We start from the raw sequence: 26,017 nt of genomic DNA, 5'->3' as shown, positions 1-26,017 counted from the left end.
CGTTTGTATCCTCCAGGTGGGTAATCAATTTACACATGTCGACTTTAACGTTTCGATAACGCTGATGAGCAATCTGCTCATTGCTTGCCTGCCCATCACCCCTGGCATCACTTTTTACTTTTGTTATGCTTTACCAGCCGCTTGCGTTTTTGTATTTGGCGCTCGGTCAATTTGTTTTTCTTGCCGTGAAAGGGATTGGCCGGCGATTTGAATTCCAGACGGATAGGTGTTCCTTTCAGACCTAGTTTGTCGCGGAAATAGTTCATTAAATAACGCTTATAGGAACTCGGCAACACATCGGTCTGAACGCCGTGTATGACCACAATAGGCGGATTGCGGCCGCCCTGATGGGCATATTTGAGCTTGATTCGGCGCCCATTCACCAAAGGCGGCTGATGCGCAGCCGTCGCTTCGCTCAATATCCGCGTCAGCGCCGGCGTGCTCATATCGAGCATGGCCGAATCGTACAGGGTATGCACGACATCGAACAGTTTGCCGACGCCGCTGCCGTGCAGCGCGGAAATCGGGTGTTTTTCAGCAAAATCTAGAAACGACAGTTTGACATCCATCTGCCGCTTGACGGTTTCTTTCTGCTCCGTGGTCAAGCCATCCCATTTGTTCAGGCCGATAATCAGGGCCCTGCCCGCTTCCAGCACGAGTCCTAGCAAATGCGCATCCTGATCGGTGATGCCTTCGCTGGCGTCTATCAGATAGATGACGACGTTGGCTTTTTCAATCGCCTGCAATGACTTGATGACGCTGAACTTTTCGATGCCTAGAGACACTTTTGAGCGCCGGCGCATACCGGCCGTATCGATCAGCGTGAACTGCCTGCCGTCACGCTCAAACGGAATATAAATACTGTCGCGCGTCGTGCCGGGCTCATCGAACACGACCACGCGCTCTTCGCCTAACAACCGGTTGACCAGTGTCGATTTGCCGACGTTCGGCCGGCCGACCACGGCAATGCCGATGCCGCTGATGCCGTCACGCAGGTCTTCTGCCTCTTTATCGGGAGGCGGCAGCAACCGGTCGGCGCGCGCCAATAATTCGGGTATGCCACGGCCATGTGTCGCGGCGATTTGTACCGGCTCGCCCAGCGCCAGTGAATGAAAGTCGGCAGCCGCCACATCGCCATGTATGCCGTCGACCTTATTCATGACCAGGATGACCGGCTTGTTCAGTTTTCTAAGCGTGTCAGCGATAACCTGATCGGACGCATTCAACCCTTCGCGCGCATCGACCATGAAAAAAATGACATCGGCTTCATCGAGCGCGATCTGCACCTGTTTTTTGGCACAGCTATCGATGCCTTCCGCATCGTCGGCTATGCCGCCGGTATCGACCACCAGACAGGCGCGGCTGCCGTGTTTGACGCGTCCGTACTGCCTGTCTCTGGTCAGACCGGGATAATCGGCCACCAGCGCCTCGCGGCTGCGTGTTAAATAATTGAACAATGTGGACTTGCCGACATTAGGGCGCCCAACCAGGGCTATTACAGGTAACATATTTTTTATAAGGATCGAGCTCTTAAGGCGGCAAGCGTGCCGTCTTTAGCATAAACGTAAACGGTATTGTCTACCACGAGGGGTTTGGCATCTATAGCGCTGTCGGTCACTTGGACGCGAGCCAGCTGTCTGCCGTCGCTAGTGGACAGCCAATGCACATAACCTTCCAAATCGCCGACCACGACATTACTTTCATAAGTGGCCGGAGCTGTCAGTTTTCTTTGATGCAGATCTTGTTGTTTCCATAATGAGGCGCCGGTGCGCTGTTCCAACTGCCAAACATCGCTCTTTGAATCTGTTAGATACAAATAGCGCCAGTCGCTGGCCATACCTGAGGAAGACGAAATCGACTCGTTGCGCCACATGACGTCACCGTCTCCTGCCGAAACCGCTGCGATGCCGCCCTGATAACTGGCGATATAGATAACGCCATCCGTTTCAATCGGGTCCACATCGAGATCGACTAGCCTTTCAACTTCGGAACGTCCTGTCGGAAGCACAATGCTGGTTTCCCAGATATGCTTGCCATCGTTCAGACGCAAAGCAATCAGCTTGCCGTTGTCATACCCGCCAATGACGTTATCACCGCTGATCAGCAGCGAACCGGTTCCTCTCACACTAAGCGCCGGCACGCTCTGCTCGTAGCTCCACAGTTTACCGCCGGATTTCTCATCCAGCGCAGTAACAGAACCGTCTGTAGTCCGGACGACAACAACCCCATTGGCGATGACAGGCACTGAAAGCACTTCACTGGACACGCCGGCTTTCCAGAGCAATTGCCCGTTTTCAAAGTTTAGAGCCACAACTTCAGCGTCGCTGGTACCCAAAATCACGGTACCGGCACCCAGCCCCGGACCGCCGGAAAAGTGAAATTCGGTTTCTGCTTCCCAGCTCAGATCACCCGTACTCAGCTCTCTGGCCTGCACCAGACCTTCTCTATCCGCGGCCAGTATTTTCCCGGCGCCTATGGCCGGAACAAGCTTTAACGTATGTTCATCCGCGCCGACACCGATGCTTTTTTTCCAAAGCACTTCGACCTGGATCTCAGGTGTAATTTCACCTAATACCGCAGGAGGATCGGTATTGTCTTCCCCCCCCGTAAAGTAATCGGTTATGCCTGAAAGCGACTCACCAGCAGTGTCCAATGCCGCACAACCAGTCAATACAAGGCAAGCTAATAAAAGCGTAATTAAGCGCATTATTTTTGACTTTGCACAATTTCTGGAGCAGTCAAATCATCGATTTTAAATTGCAACAACGGTGATTGAGATCCATTTCTTAACGCATTCTGATAAGAAGTGCGCGCTTCATCACGGCGATCCATAGCGACGTATAGGTCGCCCAGTAATTCATCATAGATAGCCGTAAAACCTGATGAGGCGGCCGGGTCAACCTTATTGATGACCTGTAGCCCCTGTTCGTATTCGCCTGTCGCGAGCATCAGACGCACCAGTCTGACCCGGGCGATGTGACTCACTTCGTCATTGGATTTTGCCGCAAGTTTTTCCAGGGTCTGCTTGGCGGCAGCCAGATCGCCCTTCTGAACTTGCAGCTTTGCCTCCATCAGTCCGCTGTATGACGCATATTCGGTCTTGCCGAACTCTGCTTGCGCGCGCTCGGCCAATTTTTCAGCCGACTCCTTATTACCGGTATCAGCCGCTGACAGTAACTGATCGTATAAGGCTGAAGCTTGCCCGGCCTGATCTTTCTTATAATCTCGCCAGTAGTTCCAGCCCAGAATAAGGACGATGCCCACCGCCAGACCGGTAATGGTTGATACGCCGTTTTCTTTCCACCATTTTTTTAACGCTTCTACCTGTTCTTCTTCTGTATCGTAAATTGCCACGTGCTTTCTCTTTCTGTAATTATTTAAGGAAACGGTAAAGTTGCGCCCGACAGATACTGCCCTAATCCATCAGGATTGCAGATGCTCTTTAAAAAATGCAATGGTTTGCGTCAGGGACAAGGTCTGCTGCTCTTGCTCATGCCGTAAGGATTTGATGCCGACTTCGCCGCGACTGACTTCATCATCACCCAAAATGATGGCGTATTCGGCGCCGATTTTATCGGCCTTTTTAAACTGGCTTTTGAAACTGCCGCCGCCGCAATTGACCTGAAGCTTCAAGCCGGGAATTTCATTCCTGATGGCTTCGGCAAAACGCAAGCCTTCCTTTTCGGCTTTCTCGCCTACGCGGATCATGTAAACGTCTACCGGTCTTGCCACGGGAACATTGTCCAGCGTTTCCATCAAGGCCAGCAACCGTTCCATGCCCATGGCGAAACCGACCGCGTGATTGGCTTTGCCGCCCAGCTGCTCGATCAGGCTGTCATAGCGGCCGCCCGCACAAACCGTACCCTGCGCGCCCAGCTCGTCCGTCACCCATTCAAAGACGGTCTTGCCGTAATAATCGAGTCCTCGCACCAATCTGGAGTTGAGTTCGTAGGCGATGCCCAGATCATCGAGTGTGGCAGTCAGGGTAGTAAAATGATTGCGGCTGTCATCGCCCAGATAATCCATTAATTCGGGCGCATTGGCGACTACCTCTTTCATGGCCGGATTCTTGGTATCGAGAATGCGCAACGGGTTGGTATTCAGGCGGCGCAAGCTGTCTTCATCCAGCAGATCCAGATGCCCCTGGAGATAGCTGACCAGTTTTTCACGGTAAGCCACCCGCTCTGCAATCGTGCCTAGCGAGTTGAGCTGCAATGTGACTTTATTGCGGATGCCAAGCTTTTTCCATAAACGGTCGATCATCAGAATCAGCTCGACATCGATATCCGGCCCTGCCATACCGTAGGCTTCCACGCCCAGTTGAAAAAACTGGCGATAGCGGCCTTTCTGTGGCCGCTCATGGCGATACATAGGCCCATAATACCATAACCGGTGAACCTGGTTATGCAGCAAGCCATGTTCCAGGCAGGCCCTGAGGCAGCCGGCCGTACCTTCGGGCCTCAGCGTCAAGGAGTCGCCGTTCCTGTCTTCGAACGTATACATTTCTTTTTCGACAATATCGGTCACTTCGCCGATAGAGCGTTTGAAAAGTTCTGTTTTTTCTACGATAGGCAGCCGGATTTCGCTGTAGCCATAAGCGCCGAGCACGTCTCTGATGATGTGCTCCGCATATTGCCAGAGCGGTGCCTGATCGGGAAGCACGTCGTGCATCCCGCGAATTGCTTGAATATTATTTGCCATGTGTATGATAGGGTCTGTTATCGCTTAACAGACTGAGTCTTTTTTGCTTCGTCTGAAAGGGGGAATTTTTCCAATAATTGCTGCCGGTATTCTTCGGCCGGCTCCTGATTGCCTAGCGCACGCTCAGCCTGCATCGCGTACCATAAGGTTTCAGCCGTATGAGGCGCTACGGCAAGATAGCGCTGCAAATAGCCTTTCGCCGCCCAATACTCGCCTTTTTTATAGCTGAGCTTTTGCATTTCCAGCAATGCCGGCGCATAGGCCGCATTTGCGTCCAATGCCTGCCGGAAATACGTTTCGGCTTGTTGCGGCTGCCCCATGCCGACATGGCACCGGCCGAGGTTGGTCAATGCCATCCACGGCCTGTCATTCAACGGCGTGGAGGATGCCTGGGTCAATAAGGTGGTACCCTCTTCATATTTGCCTCGCTCGCAAAGGAAACGGCCATAATTGTTTTGCGCGCCCAGATCATCGGGCGCCAGTTTCAATCCTGTCTCATAATGATCATTGGCTTCGTCATACAGGTTGATTTTTTCATACAGAAAAGCCAGCGCATTATGCACTTTGACATTATCCGGGTCTTTCTTCAGCGCCACCAGCAGGTTCTCTTTAGCCAACTCCAGCTTGTTCATGCCCATATAGCGCACGCCCAGCTGTAGGTGGACATCAGCAGACTCTTTATTTTTTGCGCTTGCCCCACCCATCCCGGCGCAGGCGGTCAATGCCGACGCTAACAAAACGCTGCTAAAAAACTTAATGGCTTTGCTTGATTCAGGCTGCACGTTCGGAACTCGCAAGTTTGATTTTCAGATGTCTACGACTTTTATCCGCGACTTTCCCAACCAGTTGGCCGCAGGCGGCATCAATATCTTCGCCGCGCGTGCGTCTGACTGTCGTGACAATCCCGGCCTCGTTCAAAAGCATTCTGAAACGGTTGATCGTCTCGTCGCTGGAACACCGGTAAGGGGAGTTCGGAAAAGGATTGAACGGTATCAGATTCAGTTTTGATGGTATGTTTTTCAATAATTTAATCAATCCCCGCGCATCCTGCAGCGAGTCATTCACACCTTCCAGCATCACGTATTCAAACGTAATCTTGCGGCGCGGCGCAATCTTGACGTTTTCTCTACAGGCTGCCATCAGCTCTTTGAGCGGGTATTTTTTATTGATGGGAACCAGTTCATCCCTCAGTTCATCGGTCACGGCATGCAGCGATACCGCCAGGCTTACGTCGCAGACTTCGGTCAACCGATACATGGCCGGTACAACGCCGGAAGTGCTGATCGTGACGCGGCGCTTGGACAGCCCGTAGGCGAAATCATCCATCATCAGGTTCATGGCCGCCACGACGTTGTCAAAGTTCAGCAACGGCTCACCCATGCCCATCATGACGACATTAGTGATGCGGTTATCGAAGCCCAGACGCTTCTGTGCGACAAATAGCTGCCCGATAATTTCGGCCGTCGTCAGGTTGCGGTTAAAACCCTGCTGGGCCGTGGAGCAAAACGAGCAGGCCAAAGCGCAGCCGATCTGCGAAGACACACACAGTGTTCCGCGCCCTTCCTCCGGAATGAAGACCGTCTCCACACGGTTGCCGCACTGGGTCTGCATCGCCCACTTGCAGGTACCGTCTGTAGCAACTTGCTCAACTACAATGTCGGGCGCTTCAATGCAGCAGTGTTCGTTTAAATAAGCGCGCAACGGCTTGCTTAAATTGGTCATCAGGTCGAAGTCTTGAACGTCTTCCTGATAAATCCATTTAAGCAGTTGCGTTGCGCGAAAAGGTTTCTCGCCGATCTCGACAAAAAAAGCCGAGAGGCCTTTTCTGTCGAAATCCAGGAGATTGATGCGTCTTTGATTAGCGGGTGCGTGCACAGAGTTCATTGTCTGAGAAAAAGAAAGCGATTTCTCTTTTGGCCGTTTCCAGCGCATCGGAGCCATGCACGGCGTTTTCGTCGATGCTGTTGGCGAAATCGGCACGGATAGTACCAGGTGCTGCTTCTTTAGGATTGGTAGCACCCATCAGTTCGCGATTTTTCAGAACCGCATTTTCACCTTCCAATACCTGCATAATGACCGGGCCTGAAATCATGAAAGCCACCAGGTCTTTGAAAAAGCCGCGCTCTTTGTGTTCAGCATAAAAGCCTTCGGCCTGTTCTTGCGTTAAATGCACCATTTTAGCGGCAACGATTTGTAAGCCATTTTTCTCAAAGCGGCTGTAGATTTCGCCGATAACATTTTTTGCTACAGCGTCAGGTTTGATGATTGAAAAAGTGCGTTCTATCGCCATGTGTTTTAAAACTCCGAATTTAAATAAATAATTAATTAATAAATGCTTATTATAACCGATTGACGGCCGTTCTTGTAGCCACTTAGCCGTTAACGCTAAGGCAAATCGTCGATTTCAGCGGTTTCTTTTTTGACCGACATCAGGTCTTTTCTCGATACGCCCAACCACAGTACGATAGGACTTGCGACCAGCACCGACGAGTAAATGCCGAACACGATACCGATAGTCAACGCCAGCGCAAAATTATGCAGCGCTTCACCGCCGAAGAAAAACATCGCCAATACCATCGTCTGCGTCATAAAGTGCGTAATAATGGTACGAGACATCGTCGTTGTGATGGCGTTATCGATCATGTCGGGAACGCTCGTATCGCGCATCTTGTGGAAATTTTCCCGTACCCGGTCGAATACCACGACCGATTCGTTGACCGAATAGCCTAATATCGCCAATATGCCGGCCAGCACCGGCAGCGTGAATTCCCATTGAAAAAACGCGAACATGCCGAGAATAATCACGATATCGTGCATATTGGCGATAATAGCCGCCAAGGCGAAACGCCACTCGAAGCGGATAGCCAAATACAACATAATCCCCGCTATGACTAACAGCATAGCCAGTCCGCCGCTTTCGAACAATTCCTGGCCGACTTGCGGCCCAACAAACTCGACGCTACGTAACACGACACTGGAATCCTGCTCTTTCAGTTTTGCCAATATTACTTCGCTCAATTTGGTGTCGTTGGTTTCAGGCATCATCGGCACACGGATTAATACTTCCTTTACACTGCCGAAATTCTGCACCGAAAAATCGGGTATTTTTTGATCTTCCAATACTTTTCGAATCGCTTCGACGTTGGCCGGCTGATTGTAGCCGACTTCGATTTGAAGACCGCCGGTAAAGTCCAAGCCAAAATTAAGTCCCTTAAAACTTAAAGCCAGTATCGCCAAAATAAAAGTAACTAACGAAATGGTCGTGGTAATCCGACCATAACGCATAAACGGAATATCGTGTTTAATTTTAAAAAGTTCCATTGAATCCTCAAATACTATCTTCAGATAGCCAATTTATCCAACTTATGCTGCCGACCATAGACGAAATTGACCAACGCTCTTGATACAACAACCGCACTGAACATGGAAGTTAAAATCCCAATACACAGCACTAGCGCAAAACCGCGAATGGGGCCAGACCCCAGCGTGAATAACGCGATGCCGGCAATCAAGGTCGTGATGTTGGAATCCAAAATAGTCGCAAAAGCCCGCTCATAACCGGCATAAATGGCGGCTCCAGGCGTCATGCCGAGCCTGAGCTCCTCGCGTATTCGCTCGTTGATCAGCACGTTGGCGTCGATGGCCATGCCCACGGTCAGCGCAATGCCGGCCATGCCCGGCAGCGTCAATGTGGCTTGTAGCATGGATAGCACCGCAACCAACAGCAACACGTTCACGCCCAACGCGACGATGGAAAAAAGACCGAACACGCGGTAATAGACGATCATGAAGAACGCCACCGCCATGAAGCCATAGACATTGGAATTGATACCTTTACCGATATTTTCTTGACCCAAGCTTGGACCGACGGTACGTTCTTCCACGATGTCAACCGGCGCCGCCAATGCACCCGCTCTTAAAAGAAGCGCCAGATTGCGCGCTTCCTGAGGACTGTCGAGCCCGGTAGTCTGAAAACGTTTGCTGAAGGCATCGCGAATCGTCGCAACACTGATGACTTGTTCAACTTTCTCTTTATGGTGAACTTTTTCACCGTTGACCGTTTTGGTATTGACTTTATATTCAATGAAAACCACAGCCATAGGTCTGCCGATATTGGCTTGAGTGACCTTACCCATCTTCGTGGCGCCAACGCCGTTCAGCGTGATCGATACCATGGGCCGGCCATCCTGATCCATGCCCGATTGAGCATCGACAATCTGGTCCCCGGTGACAATAATGCGGCGATCCAACAGAATAGGCGCGCCGTTCTTGTCGTAATATAAACGGCTGCTTACAGGCACTTGGCCCTGCACAGCCTTTTGCACATCATGTTCGACATCAGCAAGCCGGTATTCCAGTGTCGCTGTAGTACCTAGAATTTCCTTGGCGCGCGCCGTGTCCTGCACACCAGGCAACTGCACGACGATACGGTTTTCGCCCTGCTGCTGTATGACAGGCTCCGCCACGCCAAGCTCGTTGACTCGATTGCGCAATGTAGTCATGTTTTGGCTTACGGCGAATTTTTTAATCTCGCGTATTTCGACTTCAGAGAGCTTCAGCCAAATTTCATCCTGAGCATCGGTCTCGGTCAAATCCAACGCACGGAAATCCTTCTTCAGAAGAGCCAATACGGCAGATTTTTCATCGGCCGATTTAAGCTTGACCTTAATATAGCCGCTGTCCTTGGAAACTGACTGATAATGCATCTTTGCGCCCCTCAACGCCAAACGGACATCTTCAGTATAGCGCTCCTCGGCCTGCTTGACGGCTGCATCCATATCCACTTCGAGCAAAAAATGTACCCCGCCGCGCAAGTCCAGACCCAAATACATGGCCTTGCCGCCCAAGGATTGCAGCCATTCCGGCGTCCTAGGCGCCAAGTTTAGCGCCACCGTATAATTGCTGCCCATTTGCTCTCTGAGCAGATCGGCAGCCTTAAGCTGATCATCGGTATTGTTAAAGCGAATCAGAAAACTGCCATCCTTGTACTCAATCGTTTTTGGAGCAAGTCCGGCGGCTTTGACGGCTGACTCGATCTGGCCAGCCTGTTGCTGATCCAGCTTGACGTCTCGTGTAGATGTCACCTGAACAGAAGGGTCTTCGCCGTATAGATTCGGCAATGTATAAATAAGCCCGATAATGAAGATAATCAGGATTAGTAGATTTTTCCAAAGAGGGAAACGGTTATTCATTATTTTATTCCAACGATTAAACCGCGTCTTAGCTGACTCAGCTTCTTGCCGACAAGCTCTGACACAGGGGCAATAATTAAGCTTTATTAACCTTTTTAGTTACCGCTTTATAAGTTCCTTTCGGCATCAGGCTGGCAATAGCATGGCGCTGGACTTGAATGAAAGTATTATCGCTGATTTCAAGCTTGACAAAATTCTCATCCAGATCAACGACTTTGCCCAGAATTCCGCCTGTAGTCACGACTTCGACGCCTTTATTGAGAGATGCCAGCATCTGCTTTTGTTCTTTTGCTTTTTTGGCTTGCGGGCGCAGAAACAGAAAATAGAAAAACAGCAGGATGGCCAGTGGAAAAATCATGCCTTCCATACCGGGTTGTTGGGCGGCGGGAGCCGCGGCTTCCGCTAAGGCGTCGGAAATAAAGAAACTCATTGTTATCCTCGGTTGTTATTATGTAATTAAAATTCAGCCATTATGCCACAGTCGGCACGGCTTTTCCTCGTTGTTGGTAAAACTGCTTGACAAAAACATCCAGCTCTTGCTTTTCAATCGCATCGCGCAACCCTTGCATCAGGCTCAGGTAATAGTACAGGTTATGAATAGTATTGAGCCTGGAGCCCAGCATTTCTCCGCATCGATCCAAATGTTTCAGATAGGCTCTGGAATAGTTGCGGCAGGTATAGCAGCCACAAGATTCATCCAGGGGATTGGTATCGAATTGATACTGGCTGTTCCTGATTTTTATCACGCCGGTCGATGTGAAAAGATGGCCGTTGCGGGCGTTGCGCGTCGGCATCACGCAGTCGAACATGTCTATGCCGCGCCTGACTGCCTCAACCAGATCCTCCGGCGTACCGACCCCCATCAGATAACGCGGCTTGTCCACCGGCATTTTAGGATGCACGACGTCGAGCGTATTCATCATTTCTTCTTTCGGCTCGCCTACCGACAAGCCGCCGATAGCATAACCGTCAAAGCCGATATCGACCAGACCGTCTATCGACTCCTGGCGCAAATGCTCATACATGCCGCCCTGCACAATGCCAAACAGAGCGGATTCATTATCGCCATGCGCTTGCTTGCTGCGAGCTGCCCAGCGCAAGGACAGGCGCATGGAATCTGCCGCCTCCTGAACGGTTGCCGGGTATGGCGTACATTCGTCAAATATCATGACGATATCGGACCCGAGATCGCGCTGCACCTGCATCGATTCTTCGGGCCCCATGAAAATCGAACTGCCGTTGATGGGCGATTTAAAAGTGACGCCCTGCTCGGTAATTTTTCTTAACGCGCCGAGACTGAATACCTGGAAGCCGCCGGAATCGGTCAGGATGGGTTTGTCCCACCCCATGAAATCATGCAGATCGCCATGGATCTTCATGACTTCAGTGCCCGGGCGCAACATGAGATGAAACGTATTGCCCAGAATGATTTGGGCGCCGACACCGGTCAGGTCTTCCGGCGTCAATGATTTAACGGCGCCATAGGTGCCAACTGGCATGAAAATCGGGGTTTCTACAATGCCGCGGGCAAATTTGAGCTGGCCGCGCCGGGCGTGACCGTCAGTATTGATTAACTTAAATTCCATGGTACTACTTTAACGCATAAAAAGGCCGGAGATTATCCAGCCTTTTGGATCTTTAGTGCAACAGTTGCAACAGTTCCTGCAATAAACTGTTCAACTTACAGACAAAAACAACCGATAGACTGAGCGAACGGCGGACATGTCGATCATTGACAGCCTAAGACTGCTCTGATTCATGCTCGTTCAAATAATTGTTTGAGATTATTAAAAAAATTTACCTTTTACTAAGCGGCTGGGCTAAAATAGCGCGCCTTACAACACATCGATATGATGAATACGCCGGCCCAAAGCTTTTTTCAAACCCTATCCGCCCCGGCGCCAATCCGACCGTAAGCAACCTCAAGTTTTAGATATTTGCAAGACTATTCACAACAGAGCGACGCTCAACTGATCAGGATTTAATGAATTTCAGCGACGTTATGATACCGATAGTGCAAGAAAAACCAACCCTATTTGACAGATTGACTGCCGAGGCAAGCCTCCGCCCGATGGTTGGATTAGTAGCGATTCTAGTGCTACTGCTGCATTTATTGGTCATTGTCTGGCTATTACAGCCGAATGAACCCGACAGCCCGAAAAAACCGCCTAAGGTAATGGAAGTGGCTTTGCTTTCCGCGCCAAGCCCCAAACCCGCAGTCGCGCCCCTTTCTCCGCCAAAACCGGCGCCGCCCAAGCCAAAGCCGGTCGAGCCCAAAAAAATTCAGCCGAAAAAGCCGCCTGTCAAACAATCAGTCAAAAAGAAAACGCCGGAAGTTAGCAAGCCTGTGGCGCTTCCAAAACCACAGCCTATTGTCGAGCAACCGCTCCCGGCTCCGCCATCGTTTTCTGATTCGGCACAAAAAGCGGAAACGCCTGCACCGGCGACTCCCCAGCCGACCATTAATCAGTCGAGCAAACCTGCTGAGAAGACCGGAGCGGCAAAAGCCGATACCAAAACAGTCGTTTCGGGCATCATGCCGCTCGTGCGCGTTCCGCCTAAGTACCCTACCCGTGCGGCGAATCGGCATATTGAAGGCTGGGTTAAAATCGAATTCACCATCACGACGGAAGGGACTGTATCGGATGCCGTCGTTGTCGAGGCCGAGCCCACCGATATTTTCGACGATGCGGCGATGGATGCCATCAAAAAATGGCAATTTAAAGAAAAACTGGTCAATGGCGTAGCGGTTGCGCAACGCGCGGTGCAAATACTTAAATTTAAATTATCGAAGTGATGGGCTTGAATGTCTTGTATTCATGCAATCCCGTTATTTTTACTTTGAATGACTCAAGAAGGAGAAGATCTTAATGCTTCATCACATATCCCCTACCGTTATTGTCGATGGGACTTTCTATGTTCTATTGACGTTTTCGGTAGCAACCTGGACGCTTATTATCTTTAAATCCTGGCAATTCTGGAAAAACAGCGCCTGGAATCGGCTTTTCAACAGCGCGTTTTGGGCCTCTGCCACACTGGCTGAGGCAGAGGCTTTACCTGCAAGCGCATTCAGGGGACCGCAAGCGCGAATTGCACGCCAAGGTTTGGCTTGGCTGGCCGAGAGTCGACAAGTTTCCGCCAAGAGCCTTAAGTTTCGCGGCACGCCCAGCGAACTGCTGGAACAATCTCTTTTCGTTCAAATGCAGGAAGAGCAACATTTGATGGAAAGCGGTTTGACCTTGCTGGCCAGTATCGGCAGCACGGCGCCGTTCGTTGGCCTGTTCGGAACGGTTTTGGGCATCATGCACGCCATGCACCAAATCACCGAAAGTGGTTCAACAAGCCTCGATGTCGTAGCCGGCCCTATTGGCGATGCCCTTGTCGCCACTGCTATCGGCATTGCCGTCGCCGTACCGGCCGTGCTGGCTTACAACTTTTTCCTGCGCCGCGTCAAACTGCAACGTGCCGGATTGGAAAATTTCGTGACCAGCTTCATGCATGCCGCATTAAGTACAGATGCTCAAAACAAGGAATAGCAATGGCCTTTAAAACACAATCCGAAAACGAAGATGCCATGAGCGAAATCAACGTCACGCCGCTCGTTGACGTCATGCTGGTTTTGGTGATAATCCTTCTGGTGACAGCGCCCCTACTGACGCAATCGGTGCATGTGGCGCTGCCGAAAACGGCCGAAACCACAGCGAATGTGGAGGAGCAGCCCTTGCAGCTCGGCATTGATACGCAAGGCGGCATAACGCTCAACAAACAGCCTGTTGCGGATCTGGCCGCCCTGGAAACCATTTTGAAGCAAGAGCTGGAGAAAAATCCCGAAGTGGCACTGCATCTTTATGCCGACCAAGGCGTCATTTATGGAAAAGTCGCCGAAGTCATGGCCACCGTACAACATGCAGGGCTAGTCAAAATAGCGTTTGTGACGGTAGAAAAATAATAGCTGCCGCCGCCCCAAGTTAGGGTTAATGCGATATCGGTCTGATAAATGAAACTTCTGAAGCGGGTCTTAAGTCATTTTTTATACAATAACCAATTTTTATAGGTTAAAACTCGGCACTTATGGAATTCCTTGCACAGCTATTAGATTTTTTCATCCATCTCAATGCGCATCTCGCCGATATTCTGGCACAGTACGGCACCCTGACCTATGCCATATTATTCCTGATTATTTTTTGTGAAACAGGCTTGGTCGTCATGCCCCTGCTGCCGGGCGATTCGCTGCTGTTTGCCGTTGGCGCTCTGGGAGCCAGCACCGGACAACTCGATATCTATCTTTTGATCGCGCTTTTAATCGTTGCAGCGCTGGCTGGCGATAACCTTAACTATGTCATCGGTAAGTTTTTCGGCACGAAAGTCAAAGCGCGCGAAAAAATTGGCTTTTTTAAACGGGAATATATCGAACAGACCGAAACCTATTATGAAAAACACGGCGGCAGAACCGTGATCATTGCCCGGTTTATACCGATTATTCGAACCGTCGCGCCTTTCGTGGCGGGCGCAGGCAATATGCGTTATCCGCGCTATATCATTTTTTGCATCACTGGCGCCTGTTTATGGGTGGGCGGACTCATTACGCTGGGCTATCAGTTCGGCAATCTTGAACTGGTCAAGAAGAATTTCGAGCTGGTCGTTTTAGGCATTATCGCCGTCTCATTTCTGCCTGTGGCGCATCATGCCTGGCAGGGCATGCGGGCAAAAAATCAATAAAGCGCAGCAACAGGTTCAACAGATATAAAAAAGGCTGGAGAGTATCCAGCCTTTTTTGATTTTAGTGCAGCAATCCCTGCAATAATCCGTTCAGCTTATGAACAAAAGCGGCCGGATCATCCAGCTGCCCGCCTTCGCTCAAGATAGCCTGATCGAAGAGGATATGGGCCAGATCCGCAAACCTCGCATCATCCTGTTCTTTTTTTAGGCGCGCTACCAGCGGGTGCGTCGGATTGATCTCGAAGATAGGCTTTTTGCCGAAGCCCATGGATTGACCGGCTTCCTTCATGATACGTTCCATATTCAGGCTCATGCCGTAAATATCGGAAACCAGACAAGCCGGGGACTCGGTCAGACGGTGGCTTAAGCGCACTTCGCTGACTTTATCAGCCAGTACGTCCTTGATCTGCTTCAATACCGATTCAAAGTCCTTATTGACTTCTTCCTGCTCTTGTTTATCGGCTTCGTCCTCGAGCTTGCCTAAATCCAGCTCGCCTTTGGCAATGGATTGCAAATGCTTGCCGTCAAATTCGCCCAGGTGCGAGACGAGCCATTCATCGATACGGTCGGATAACAGCAGCACCTCAATGCCCTTCTTGCGGAAAATTTCCAGATGCGGGCTGTTTTTAGCCGCCGAGTAGCTGTCCGCCGTGACATAGTAGATTTTTTCCTGGCCTTCCTTCATGCGGCTCACATAGTCTTCCAGTGTGACTGTCTGTTTACTGTTATCGGTATGCGTCGAAGCGAAACGCAACAGTTTGGCGATGCGGTCTTTATTTGCATGATCTTCTATTGGACCTTCTTTCATGACAGCGCCGAACTCGGACCAGAACTTCTCATATTTTTCCGGCTCGTTTTTAGCCATGCCTTCCAGCATGCCCAGCACTTTTTTGACGGCGCCTGACTTGATATTGCTGATATTCTTGCTCTGCTGCAGGATTTCGCGTGATACGTTCAAAGGCAATGAGTTGGCGTCAATGATGCCGCGGATAAAACGCAGATAACGCGGCATCAACTGTTCAGCGTCATCAGTGATGAAGACTTTGCGTATATACAGTTTTACGCCGTGCTTGGCTTCTCTATCCCACATATCGAATGGTGCATGCGATGGCACGTAGAGCAACAGCGTGTATTCGTTGGAGCCTTCCACCTTGCTGTGAACATAAGCCATCGGATCCTGATAATCGTGGGCGACATGCTTATAAAACTCATTGTAATCGTTTTCGGAAATCTCCTGGCGGGCTTTGGTCCATAAAGCCGAGGCGCTGTTGATAGTCTCTTCTTCAGGCGCAGCAGGCTTTTCTTCCTCGCCTTCCTCACCCATAGAAGGCATAGACTCTTTGTCCATGACAATAGGCAAGGAAATGTGATCGGAAAACTTTCTGACGATGGATCGGATGCGATAGCCGTCCAGGAATTCGCTTTCCGATTCTTTCAGATGCAAGACGATTTCAGTGCCGCGTTTGGGTTTCTCTACCGATTCAATGGTGTAATCGCCTTCGCCGGCCGACTCCCAACGAACGCCTTCATTAACCGGCGCACCGGCTTTACGCGTAGTCAGCGTCACTTTGTCGGCGACAATAAAAGCTGAATAGAAACCAACGCCGAACTGGCCTATCAGCTCGCTGTCTTTGGCTTGATCGCCTGTTAAGGCTTCAAAAAACTGTTTGGTGCCGGATTTTGCGATTGTGCCGATATGCTCTTGCACTTCCGCACGGGTCATGCCGATGCCGTTATCGATAATCGTGATCGTGCGTTTGTCCTTGTCATATTCAAGGCGGATCTTCAGATCGCTGTCGCTTTCGTACAGGCTGTCATTGGACAATGCCAGGAAACGCAATTTATCCGCCGCATCGGACGCATTTGAAATTAACTCGCGCAAAAAGATTTCCTTGTTGCTGTACAAGGAATGAATCATCAAATGCAGGAGATGCTTAACTTCGGTTTCAAACCCTAGGGTTTCTTTCTTTGCTTCAACAGTCATCTTTATTATTCCTGATAATGAAAAATGGGATGACTGCGAATATTGGGGCGCATTTATTTTTTTCAAGCCCTTGCCGCATGATATTGATGACGATGTGATTTTTGTATTGTAGATAGCCAATGACAGCCGTCTGGACGATGCCAGGTTCAGACTGTATCAGCCATAACCGGGGTTGATGCAAATACCAGGCAGATAGTCCGTAGCGTTTCCCACGCGTCGCCTTTCTGCTGACCTTTAATTTGCCGGTCGGCCTTGGCGCTTAACAGCAATACGCTATTCAAATCCTGCTCGCTAAGTCTGTTCAACGCATGGCTGACCAGCTGTTTACGCTTATCCCAGATCTGATTGTTTTTAAATACCAGCTCTCTGTTTTGTCCCTGGGCTATCGCTCTTTTCATCTTGATCAATGTTCTGGCTTCGCGCGTGAGAGCCCATAAGATCACCGGCGCTGCAATGCCTTCCGCCTGCAAGCCTGATAGCACTTTGAAAATGCGCTTCATGCTGGCTCCCAGCACGCAATCGATCAACTTGAACACATCGTATCGGGAACTGTCGGCTACGACATCGAGAATCTGCTGATCGCTCAAATGCCCAGGACCATACAGTACATAGAGTTTTTCTATTTCCTGAGCAGCGGCAAGCAGGTTGCCTTCAATCCTGGACGCGAGTATTTTCAGCCCTTCCGGATCAGTACTGAGTCCGCGCCGCTGCATTCTTTGCTGCAACCACCGGATTAAATCCTGTCCGTCCAGGGGCCAGACCTGAATGACTGCCCCGGCCTTTTCCAGAGCCTGTAACCAGCGCGTCTTTAATGCGGCACTGGCCAGCTTGCCGGCCGTAATGAGCAAAACCGTATCGGCCGGCAAGCGTTCGCAATAAGCGGTCAGCGCTTTCGAGCCTTCTGTTCCCGGAGCGCCGGAAGACAACCTTAAATCGATGATTTTCTTATCTGAAAAAATGGAGTATGAATCGGCAGCCGCCGTCAAATCATTCCATTCAAACCCTGTTTCGACTGAAAAGACCTCGCGCGTCAAAAAACCAGCCTGTCTTGCGGCTTCTCTGACGGCATCGGCCAGTTCACCAAGTTGTAATGGCTCGTCGCCGCTAATAAAGTAAACAGGCGCCAAACCCTTTTGAAGCTCGGCCCCTAACTGCTCGGGTTTTAAACGCATGTTATTTGGCGTTCGCCTCCAATACAACCCGCGCACGGTCGACTATCGTACGCACAGCCTGTTGATACATTTCATTACGGATCACGGCTTCTTCATTATCCTTAGCCATAATATCCTGCTGATCATTGAAATAGTCACGCCTTATCTCGACTGGCTGCCTCTTCATCAGCACGGACTTGCCTGAACCTAGCACTTCATATTCCAACCGGTAAAGCAATTCAAATTCTTCAGCCTTACCTTTGGCATCCAACGACAATGCCCTCCGATTAAGATCCTCGCCGAATATCCTGATGGTCATGCCGGCTCCTTCCGGTGAGTTGGCAAGCTTGCCAGCAGAGGATTTCAATGTGCGCTTGAATTGTTCCCGTAACGGCTCTGAACCGCCATCCAGATAAACATTCCTCATGCCCGTTGGCAGATCAAGCGCGCCGCGCAAATGGTAACCGCACGCGCTCAATAACAAGGCCATAATGAGTATGATCGATTTTTTCGTCAATAAATACATCTCTTAAACTACGATATTAACCAGCTTTTTAGGCACAACAATGACCTTTTTGACCGGTTTGTCTTCAATAAAACGCTTAACGTTTTCGTCAGCCAGCGCCATGGCTTCCATTTCCTCCTTAGAAGCGCTGGTTGAAACGGAAATTTTACTGCGCAATTTACCGTTTACCTGGATCACCAACTCTAACGAATCCAGTTCCAAAGCCGTTACATCAACTTCAGGCCATGACTCGCTGACAACCGCCTGCTGATGGCCCAAATCCAGCCATAACTGATGAGAGATATGCGGCACTATCGGGGATAACATCAAGACAATCGCTTCCAATGCTTCCTGGCGAACCGCCTTGCCATTTTCGGACTCATCATTGAATCTGGACAGTGCATTAACCAGCTCCATATTGGCAGCAATGGCTGTGTTAAAGGTATAGCGTCTGCCAAGATCATCCGTTACTTTTTGGATGGTCTGATGCAATTGGCGACGGATAGCCTGCTGATCTTCGGTCAATGCCTGTTTGTTCACTTTTTGAGGCGAACCGCAGGCATTGATATGCAGATAAGCCTGTTTCCAGAGCCGCTTGAGAAACCGGAAAGCACCCTCAACCCCACTATCGGACCATTCCAGGGATTGTTCGGGAGGCGCTGCGAACATAATGAACAAGCGCACAGTATCGGCACCGTATTGATCAATCAAGGCTTGCGGATCGACTGTGTTGCCTTTGGATTTGGACATTTTACTGCCGTCCTTCAGCACCATGCCTTGCGTCAACAGTTTTTTGAAGGGTTCATCACAAACCAGCAGACCTTCATCGCGGAGCAGCTTGGTATAAAAACGCGCGTATAACAGATGCAAAATCGCATGTTCGATACCGCCGATATATTGGTCGACCGGCAGCCAGTATTTGGCATTTTCATCAAGCATGCTGTTGGCACTGCCGCTGCTGGCAAAGCGGGCAAAATACCATGAGGATTCCATAAACGTATCGAAAGTATCAGTTTCGCGGCGCGCTTCTTTTCCGCAAGTCGGGCAATTCACATGGGAGAATGTCGGATGCGCTACCAAAGGTGATTGCGAACCATCCAACACTACATCACGCGGTAATTCCACTGGCAGATCCTGCTCAGGAACTGGCACCGTACCGCAATCATCGCAATAGATGACGGGGATCGGCGCGCCCCAGTAACGTTGACGAGAGACCCCCCAATCGCGCAGGCGGAAATTGGTTTTACGCTGTCCTTTGCCGGCTTTTTCTAGTGTTTCTGCAATTGCAACAAAGGCTTGCTCTGATGTCAAGCCGTCGAACTCGTCCGAGTTGCGCAAGACGCCTTTAGCGGTATAAGCCTGTTCTGAACAATCATCATTTTCACCGTCTTTGGCAAAAATCACCTGTTTAATCGCAATGCCGTATTTTCTGGCAAACTCAAAATCGCGCTGATCATGTGCAGGCACAGACATGATCGCTCCGGTGCCGTACCCCATCAGCACGAAGTTGGCAATCCAGACCGGAACCTGCTCGCCGGTTATCGGATGGATGGCTTTGATGCCTGAATCCACGCCGCGCTTCTCCATGGTCTCCATAGCCGCTTCGGACGTTTCCATAACTTTGCACTCGTTAATGAATGCCATGAGTTCAGGTTTGTTTTCGGCGGCTTTCTGCGCCAGCGGATGCTCAGCCGCAACAGCCATATAGGTAACGCCCATCAGGGTATCAGGCCGGGTCGTATAAATTCTTAAGGGCTGTTCCATACCTGCCACCTGAAAATCCATTTCCACACCTTCGGAGCGGCCAATCCAATTAGCCTGCATGGTTTTGACTTGTTCCGGCCAGCCATCCAATGTTTCCAAAGATTGCAGTAATTCATCGGCATAGTCCGTGATCTTCAAGAACCACTGTGCGATTTCTTTTCTTTCCACCGGAGTATCGCAACGCCAGCAACAACCGTCGATGACCTGTTCGTTGGCCAGCACGGTCATATCATGCGGACACCAGTTGACCGGTGCGGTTTTTTTATAAACCAGGCCCTTTTCCAGCAACTTAATGAAGAACCATTGTTCCCAACGATAATAAGACGGATCACAAGTCGCTATCTCTCGGTTCCAATCATAGCCGAAGCCCAATCGCTTAAGCTGATCGCGCATGTAATCGATATTGTCATATGTCCAGTCGGCGGGATGAACGCCATGCTTCATGGCCGCATTTTCCGCTGGTAGACCGAATGCGTCCCAGCCCATTGGCTGCATGACATTCTTGCCCAGCATGCGTTGATAACGGCTGATCACATCGCCAATCGTATAGTTACGAACATGCCCCATGTGGAGCTTGCCGCTGGGATAGGGGAACATGGATAAGCAATAATACTTTTCCTGAGCCGAAGATTCCGACACGTTGAACACACCCGACTCTTCCCAGGCCTTTTGTACCTCTTGCTCAATAACTAACGGCTTATAATTTTCTTGCATCCTTCTCGTCTTTTACCAGTCAAAAGCGTTAGAATACCGCACAGAAGCTTAAATCTAAAGCGCCTTTTTCAGGAGTTGAACCATGAATAAAAATAAATTTATCGCCGCCTATAACGAATTCATGAAGCATTTGCATGAAACCATGGATGAGACCATCCATTCTTTAGCAGATGCATTGGAAATTTCGAAAGAAAAAACCAGAAAATCCACCGATTTGACCAAAGATGAAATCGATCAAGTATCGGATTATGTGAAACGCGATATTGAACATGCCGCGCATGGCCTATCCGAAACAAAAGACACCGAATCACTCTCGGAGTGGTTTAAATTTGATATTGAGCTGATTGAAAACTTCGCGTTGGATGCTTTTTTAAGCCTTGCCGATAAAACCCGTCTTGAACTTGCAAAATTAGGACAATTGGCGGAGCTAAATACTTATCACACCGGCAATATCACTGGCCCTGGAACGTTTGTTTGCGATCAATGCGATAAGCAAATTGCCTTTAAATCGACCAGCGAAATTCCCGAATGCCCGGCCTGTCACGGTAAAACCTTTGTCCGCCTTTGATATTGCCAGTCTAGGCTTTATAATGTGAGTTTTATCTATTTGATTCCATGAGGAATAACAACATGCGCAGGGTCATTTTCAACCAGAAGGGCGGTGTCGGCAAATCTACGATTACCTGCAATTTAGCCGCCATCAGTGCCGTGGAAGGCAAACGCACTTTAGTGATCGATCTGGACGTTCAAGGCAACTCCACCCAATACTTGCTCGGCAAGAAAGTTAGTGACAGCGATAAAACTATTGCCCACTTTTTTAAAGACAGCTTAAGTCTTGGCCTGTTCGGAGGCAACAATTCCGGACTTGAAAATGTTATCCATGAAACACCCTTTCCTGATCTATTCGTTATTCCTTCACATCCTGATCTTGAGCCCTTGCAAGCTCGTTTGGAATCGCGCTATAAAATTTTTAAATTGAAAGAAGCACTAGAAAAATTGCAGGGCTTTGACGCTATCTACATGGATACGCCTCCCATCCTTAACTTTTACAGTCAATCAGCTTTAATCGCTGCAGATAAGTGCCTGATTCCTTTTGATTGTGATACATTTGCTCGAGAAGCTCTCTATTTACTGATGCAGGCTTTAAGAGAAGTTAAAGCCGACCATAACCAAGATCTTGAAATTGAAGGTATTGTCGTCAACCAATTCCAAAAACAGGCCAATTTGCCTCGTCAATTAGTTGATCAGCTTGTCGAAGAAGGATTACCTGTACTGGCGGCAATGATTTCGCCTTCGATTAAAGTCAGAGAATCGCATACAGAAGCCCGACCATTGATTCATTATGCGCCTAATCATAAATTGACCGAAGAATTCAAAGCATTACACGCAGAAATTCACAGCAACTAAATCTCTTTGCTCAGGGGTTGCCCCCGTTTGTTACTCCTGAGTATTTTCAATAAAACGAGGACTATGTTTACGTGTCATAACAGGTCTTCCCTAGCGACCTTCTGGCAAGTATTGCCGTACACAATCAAGGCCAAAAGCAAAATCCCTATTACACTTATAATCACCTTATCTCCGAGTCTAGCATAGGGCGTCATTCCTCCCATAGGAATTATAGTTCCACTGATCGCTGTTGTTTCAAACAAAGGCGCTTGATTGATAATCTTTCCTTGAGGCGACACAATTGCAGTTATTCCCGTGTTTGTTGCCCGCAACAAAAAACGTCCCGTTTCCATTGCCCGCATTCTTGCAATCTGCATATGCTGATGAGGCTCCAATGAGTCTCCAAACCAGGCATCGTTAGTCACATTAACCAGATAAGCTGCTTCCGGCAAGCCTCGAATATTCACATCACTAAAGGCATCCTCATAACAAATTGAAGTTATAAACGTATAGCCTCCTGCTTTTAATAATGGCTGATCTGTTCTTCCTGGTAAAAAATGAGCTAATGGAATATCCAATATGCTTAACATAAACCCTGACAAGGGCTGTAATGGCAAATACTCTCCGAACGGCAATAAATGACTTTTTCGATAAATACCATCGTTTTTGCCCAAAGTTATAGCCGCATTATACTTTTCATGTCGTAAATTTTCTTTTATGGGGATACTGATAATCAAGTCAGTACCATTCTTTGCCGCTTCCATTCTTAGTGGCAATAAAAAAGACTCATTAACTTCGGATAGAAAAGCAGGTACTGCGGTTTCTGGCCAAACAATGACATCCGAATCCCAGTGTTCTTCCGTCATAGTTTTATATTTTTGCAGAATGCGATTTCTATTCTCTAATTTCCATTTTTGATCTTGAGAGATATTACCTTGAATTAAAGAAGCCTTGATAGGATTGCCTACATCTTGGGTCCATTTTACAGCCTGCAGCCAACTGCCCATGCTCCATAACACAGCAATAATAGCGGTTAATATCACAAGATGTTTTTTATAAAACATCAGAATTACAAAAGAGGATGCAGTAAATGCTAATAAAAAACTGGTGCCATATCCCCCTACAATAGGGATATAACCTGCTAAAGGAGCTTCCAATTGAGAATATGCAACTTGCAACCATGGAAATCCATTAAGCACCAGATATCCTCGTACATATTCTATGAGTACCCAAATAAAAGGAATTGCCAAAAGTTGCAAAAGATTAACATTTGGCGGCATTAACTTTACTGAGAGATATCCACATAATGCCGGGAATAATGCCCAAACAATAATAAATAAGCTCGTAAGTATAATCGAGCTCAGCAAGCCAGCCCCCCCAAAGTCATGAATACTAATATAGACCCATGATACGCCTAAACCAAATAAGCCTAAGCCAAATAAATAGCCTCTTAGCAGTGCCCGTCCGGGTGATACATTTTGCCAGGACGCAAACAGAAAAATCAGTGACAGGAGAGCTAAATAAATATAGTTAAACGGGGCAAATGATAAAGCCAGTAAAATACCGGCAATCGGCGCACCTAAGTCCCAATATTTACTGTTTGAAAAGTACATAAAACAAATACTGATTTGAATAATAGATCAATCAGAATAAGCCAATCTGACTTTTTTTTAAATAACCATTTAGAGCAAGCTATCAAATTGATCCAGGGCAAGGGGCCCGGCGGGCCGTACAGTTGCTGGCAGCGGCTCTCAGCCGGGTCCGGCCCTGAAAAGGCTCCCTGCGGCGGGCTTTTTCGCGTCGCCGGCCGATTCGAGCTATATCACGGGCGAGATCCTGACCTTGCTGGGCGGGGCGACGCGGGCGGCCTGAGGGCCGGGCAAAAAAAAACCCGGGCCTCTGGGAGGACCGGGTTTTCGGATTGGCGCTTGGCGATGCCCTACTTTCGCATGGCAAACGGCCACACTATCATCGGCGCTAAGCGGTTTCACTTCCGAGTTCGGGATGGGATCGGGTGGTTCACGCTCGCTATGGTCACCAAGCAAACTGGTGTAGCAGGCCCGCTGTCGCGGCCTACTGCATGGAAATCTGTACTCTTGCGTCAAAGCGCTGTCAGTCAACCCAAACTGATTGGGTGTTATATGGTCAAGCCTCACGGGCAATTAGTACACGTTAGCTGCACGCCTTACAGCGCTTCCACACCGTGCCTATCAACCTGATCGTCTCTCAGGGCCCTTCAGGGGACTCATGGTCCCAGTGAGATCTCATCTTGGGAGGGGCTTCCCGCTTAGATGCTTTCAGCGGTTATCCTGTCCGAACATAGCTACCCGGCAATGCCATTGGCATGACAACCGGAACACCAGCGGTTCGTCCACTCCGGTCCTCTCGTACTAGGAGCAGCTTCCCTCAAATCTCAAACGCCCACGGCAGATAGGGACCGAACTGTCTCACGACGTTCTGAACCCAGCTCGCGTACCACTTTAAATGGCGAACAGCCATACCCTTGGGACCTGCTTCAGCCCCAGGATGTGATGAGCCGACATCGAGGTGCCAAACACCGCCGTCGATATGAACTCTTGGGCGGTATCAGCCTGTTATCCCCGGAGTACCTTTTATCCGTTGAGCGATGGCCCTTCCATTCAGAACCACCGGATCACTATGACCTACTTTCGTACCTGCTCGACCTGTCCGTCTCGCAGTCAAGCACCCTTATGCCATTGCACTCATTGCATGATTTCCGACCATGCTGAGGGTACCTTCGTGCTCCTCCGTTACTCTTTGGGAGGAGACCGCCCCAGTCAAACTACCCACCAGACACTGTCCCTAACCCGGATTACGGGTCGAGGTTAGAACTTCAAACATACCAGGGTGGTATTTCAAGGATGGCTCCACACCAACTGGCGTTGGTGCTTCACAGCCTCCCACCTATCCTACACAAGTAGGTTCAAAGTCCAGTGTCAAGCTATAGTAAAGGTTCACGGGGTCTTTCCGTCTAGCCGCGGGTATACTGCATCTTCACAGCAATTTCAATTTCACTGAGTCTCGGGTGGAGACAGTGTGGCCATCGTTACGCCATTCGTGCAGGTCGGAACTTACCCGACAAGGAATTTCGCTACCTTAGGACCGTTATAGTTACGGCCGCCGTTTACCGGGGCTTCGATCAAGAGCTTCTCCGAAGATAACCCCATCAATTAACCTTCCGGCACCGGGCAGGCGTCACACCCTATACGTCCACTTTCGTGTTTGCAGAGTGCTATGTTTTTGCTAAACAGTCGCAGCCACCAGTTTATTGCAACCTTCTTCGGCTTCGCCCGCGAGGGACTACACCTACCAAAGGCATACCTTCTCCCGAAGTTACGGTATCATTTTGCCTAGTTCCTTCACCCGAGTTCTCTCAAGCGCCTTAGAATTCTCATCCTACCCACCTGTGTCGGTTTAGGGTACGGCCACTGATAACCTGAAGCTTAGAGGTTTTTCTTGGAAGCCGGGCATCAATCACTTCGTCTCCCCAAAGGGAGACTCGTCGTCACGCCTCAGCATATAGACTCCCGGATTTGCCTAAGAGTCCTGCCTACGCGCTTAAACTGCCACTTCCAACCGGCAGCTGACCTAGCCTTCTCCGTCACCCCATCGCAGTTACCACTGGTACAGGAATATTAACCTGTTTGCCATCGACTACGCCTTTCGGCCTCGCCTTAGGTACCGACTAACCCTGCGTCGATTAGCGTTGCGCAGGAAACCTTGGGTTTTCGGCGTCAGGGTTTTTCACCCTGATTATCGTTACTCATGTCAGCATTCGCACTTCTGATACCTCCAGCCGACTTCTCAATCGACCTTCGCAGGCGTACAGAACGCTCCTCTACCGCTCATCTTACGATGAACCCGTAGCTTCGGTACTATG

The 26,017-nt window shown here is 49.6% G+C and carries 22 protein-coding genes and 2 rRNA genes (1 of these 24 only partly in view); 6 read left to right on the top strand and 18 right to left on the bottom strand.

The annotated features are described in order from the left end of the window. Nucleotides 1-107: 107 nt before the first annotated feature. The 11 genes from der to tgt form a co-directional block, all read right to left on the bottom strand. Nucleotides 108-1,508 carry a ribosome biogenesis GTPase Der gene (gene der / locus ACTNE6_RS04035; protein ID WP_434483043.1) on the bottom strand — a complete coding sequence of 467 codons (1,401 nt, stop codon included), beginning with the start codon at nucleotides 1,506-1,508 and terminating at the stop codon, nucleotides 108-110. Between the two features lie 5 nt (nucleotides 1,509-1,513). Further along, entirely contained in the window at nucleotides 1,514-2,707 is a 1,194-nt protein-coding gene (bamB, locus tag ACTNE6_RS04030) for an outer membrane protein assembly factor BamB (RefSeq protein ID WP_194970952.1), read from the bottom strand. Continuing rightward, nucleotides 2,707-3,354, bottom strand: a complete 648-nt coding sequence (locus ACTNE6_RS04025) for a YfgM family protein (RefSeq protein WP_442498687.1) — start codon at nucleotides 3,352-3,354, stop codon at nucleotides 2,707-2,709. Before ACTNE6_RS04025 ends, bamB begins: the two co-directional genes overlap by 1 nt. 69 nt (nucleotides 3,355-3,423) lie before the next feature. Next, a complete protein-coding gene (gene hisS, locus ACTNE6_RS04020; RefSeq protein ID WP_442498686.1) occupies nucleotides 3,424-4,701 on the bottom strand; it encodes a histidine--tRNA ligase in 1,278 nt (425 codons plus the stop codon). Nucleotides 4,702-4,718: 17 nt separating this feature from the next. Then, nucleotides 4,719-5,483 (bottom strand): type IV pilus biogenesis/stability protein PilW, encoded by a 765-nt coding sequence (gene pilW / locus ACTNE6_RS04015; RefSeq protein ID WP_442498685.1) that lies wholly within the window; start codon nucleotides 5,481-5,483, stop codon nucleotides 4,719-4,721. Continuing rightward, nucleotides 5,473-6,585, bottom strand: a complete 1,113-nt coding sequence (gene rlmN / locus ACTNE6_RS04010) for a 23S rRNA (adenine(2503)-C(2))-methyltransferase RlmN (RefSeq protein WP_434483047.1) — start codon at nucleotides 6,583-6,585, stop codon at nucleotides 5,473-5,475. Before rlmN ends, pilW begins: the two co-directional genes overlap by 11 nt. Beyond that, on the bottom strand, nucleotides 6,560-6,991 hold the full coding sequence (gene ndk / locus ACTNE6_RS04005; protein WP_194970957.1) for a nucleoside-diphosphate kinase: 432 nt from the start codon (nucleotides 6,989-6,991) through the stop codon (nucleotides 6,560-6,562). The genes rlmN and ndk overlap by 26 nt, the downstream gene beginning before the upstream one ends. 95 nt (nucleotides 6,992-7,086) lie before the next feature. Continuing rightward, complete coding sequence (gene secF / locus ACTNE6_RS04000) at nucleotides 7,087-8,022, bottom strand: protein translocase subunit SecF (protein ID WP_442498684.1); 936 nt, start codon at nucleotides 8,020-8,022, stop codon at nucleotides 7,087-7,089. A 20-nt stretch (nucleotides 8,023-8,042) separates the two neighbouring features. Beyond that, nucleotides 8,043-9,893, bottom strand: a complete 1,851-nt coding sequence (gene secD / locus ACTNE6_RS03995; RefSeq protein WP_442498683.1) for a protein translocase subunit SecD — start codon at nucleotides 9,891-9,893, stop codon at nucleotides 8,043-8,045. A 76-nt stretch (nucleotides 9,894-9,969) separates the two neighbouring features. Continuing rightward, on the bottom strand, nucleotides 9,970-10,323 hold the full coding sequence (gene yajC / locus ACTNE6_RS03990) for a preprotein translocase subunit YajC (protein WP_194970960.1): 354 nt from the start codon (nucleotides 10,321-10,323) through the stop codon (nucleotides 9,970-9,972). A gap of 40 nt (nucleotides 10,324-10,363) precedes the next feature. Beyond that, on the bottom strand, nucleotides 10,364-11,479 hold the full coding sequence (gene tgt, locus ACTNE6_RS03985; protein ID WP_442498682.1) for a tRNA guanosine(34) transglycosylase Tgt: 1,116 nt from the start codon (nucleotides 11,477-11,479) through the stop codon (nucleotides 10,364-10,366). A gap of 485 nt (nucleotides 11,480-11,964) precedes the next feature. On the opposite strand from tgt, the gene ACTNE6_RS03980 reads away from it, so the two are divergent. The 4 genes from ACTNE6_RS03980 (at nucleotide 11,965) to ACTNE6_RS03965 (ending at nucleotide 14,612) form a co-directional block, all read left to right on the top strand. After that, nucleotides 11,965-12,690, top strand: coding sequence for an energy transducer TonB (locus tag ACTNE6_RS03980; RefSeq protein WP_194970973.1), 726 nt, complete (start codon nucleotides 11,965-11,967; stop codon nucleotides 12,688-12,690). A 73-nt stretch (nucleotides 12,691-12,763) separates the two neighbouring features. Continuing rightward, complete coding sequence (locus tag ACTNE6_RS03975; protein WP_442498681.1) at nucleotides 12,764-13,429, top strand: MotA/TolQ/ExbB proton channel family protein; 666 nt, start codon at nucleotides 12,764-12,766, stop codon at nucleotides 13,427-13,429. A 2-nt stretch (nucleotides 13,430-13,431) separates the two neighbouring features. Beyond that, entirely contained in the window at nucleotides 13,432-13,842 is a 411-nt protein-coding gene (locus tag ACTNE6_RS03970) for an ExbD/TolR family protein (protein ID WP_442498680.1), read from the top strand. A gap of 122 nt (nucleotides 13,843-13,964) precedes the next feature. Next, nucleotides 13,965-14,612, top strand: coding sequence for a DedA family protein (locus ACTNE6_RS03965; protein ID WP_442498679.1), 648 nt, complete (start codon nucleotides 13,965-13,967; stop codon nucleotides 14,610-14,612). A 61-nt stretch (nucleotides 14,613-14,673) separates the two neighbouring features. Here ACTNE6_RS03965 and htpG read toward each other — a convergent pair whose 3' ends face one another. From htpG to leuS, 4 genes are all read right to left on the bottom strand, one after another. Beyond that, complete coding sequence (htpG, locus tag ACTNE6_RS03960) at nucleotides 14,674-16,596, bottom strand: molecular chaperone HtpG (protein ID WP_442498678.1); 1,923 nt, start codon at nucleotides 16,594-16,596, stop codon at nucleotides 14,674-14,676. Nucleotides 16,597-16,742: 146 nt separating this feature from the next. Continuing rightward, a complete protein-coding gene (gene holA / locus ACTNE6_RS03955) occupies nucleotides 16,743-17,768 on the bottom strand; it encodes a DNA polymerase III subunit delta (protein WP_442498677.1) in 1,026 nt (341 codons plus the stop codon). Nucleotide 17,769: 1 nt separating this feature from the next. Further along, nucleotides 17,770-18,273, bottom strand: a complete 504-nt coding sequence (locus tag ACTNE6_RS03950) for an LPS-assembly lipoprotein LptE (protein ID WP_442498676.1) — start codon at nucleotides 18,271-18,273, stop codon at nucleotides 17,770-17,772. Between the two features lie 3 nt (nucleotides 18,274-18,276). After that, nucleotides 18,277-20,730 carry a leucine--tRNA ligase gene (gene leuS / locus ACTNE6_RS03945; RefSeq protein WP_442498675.1) on the bottom strand — a complete coding sequence of 818 codons (2,454 nt, stop codon included), beginning with the start codon at nucleotides 20,728-20,730 and terminating at the stop codon, nucleotides 18,277-18,279. An 82-nt stretch (nucleotides 20,731-20,812) separates the two neighbouring features. Here leuS and ACTNE6_RS03940 point away from each other — a divergent pair, with 82 nt between their 5' ends. Further along, entirely contained in the window at nucleotides 20,813-21,298 is a 486-nt protein-coding gene (locus ACTNE6_RS03940; RefSeq protein WP_194970969.1) for a zinc ribbon-containing protein, read from the top strand. A 62-nt stretch (nucleotides 21,299-21,360) separates the two neighbouring features. Continuing rightward, nucleotides 21,361-22,137 carry a ParA family protein gene (locus ACTNE6_RS03935; protein WP_442498674.1) on the top strand — a complete coding sequence of 259 codons (777 nt, stop codon included), beginning with the start codon at nucleotides 21,361-21,363 and terminating at the stop codon, nucleotides 22,135-22,137. Nucleotides 22,138-22,211: 74 nt separating this feature from the next. On the opposite strand, the gene lnt is transcribed toward ACTNE6_RS03935, so the two are convergent. From lnt to ACTNE6_RS03920, 3 genes are all read right to left on the bottom strand, one after another. Beyond that, nucleotides 22,212-23,729 (bottom strand): apolipoprotein N-acyltransferase, encoded by a 1,518-nt coding sequence (gene lnt / locus ACTNE6_RS03930; protein WP_442498673.1) that lies wholly within the window; start codon nucleotides 23,727-23,729, stop codon nucleotides 22,212-22,214. A gap of 313 nt (nucleotides 23,730-24,042) precedes the next feature. Further along, nucleotides 24,043-24,158 (bottom strand): 5S ribosomal RNA (rrf, locus tag ACTNE6_RS03925). Nucleotides 24,159-24,257: 99 nt separating this feature from the next. Next, nucleotides 24,258-26,017: ribosomal RNA gene (locus ACTNE6_RS03920) — 23S ribosomal RNA — on the bottom strand; it runs 1,133 nt beyond the window's last position.

The sequence above is a fragment of the Methylobacter sp. sgz302048 genome, assembly GCF_052162025.1.
Lineage (GTDB): Bacteria > Pseudomonadota > Gammaproteobacteria > Methylococcales > Methylomonadaceae > Methylobacter.
Note: the sequence above shows the minus strand (reverse complement) of the source record. Positions and strands in the feature narration are given on the sequence as shown.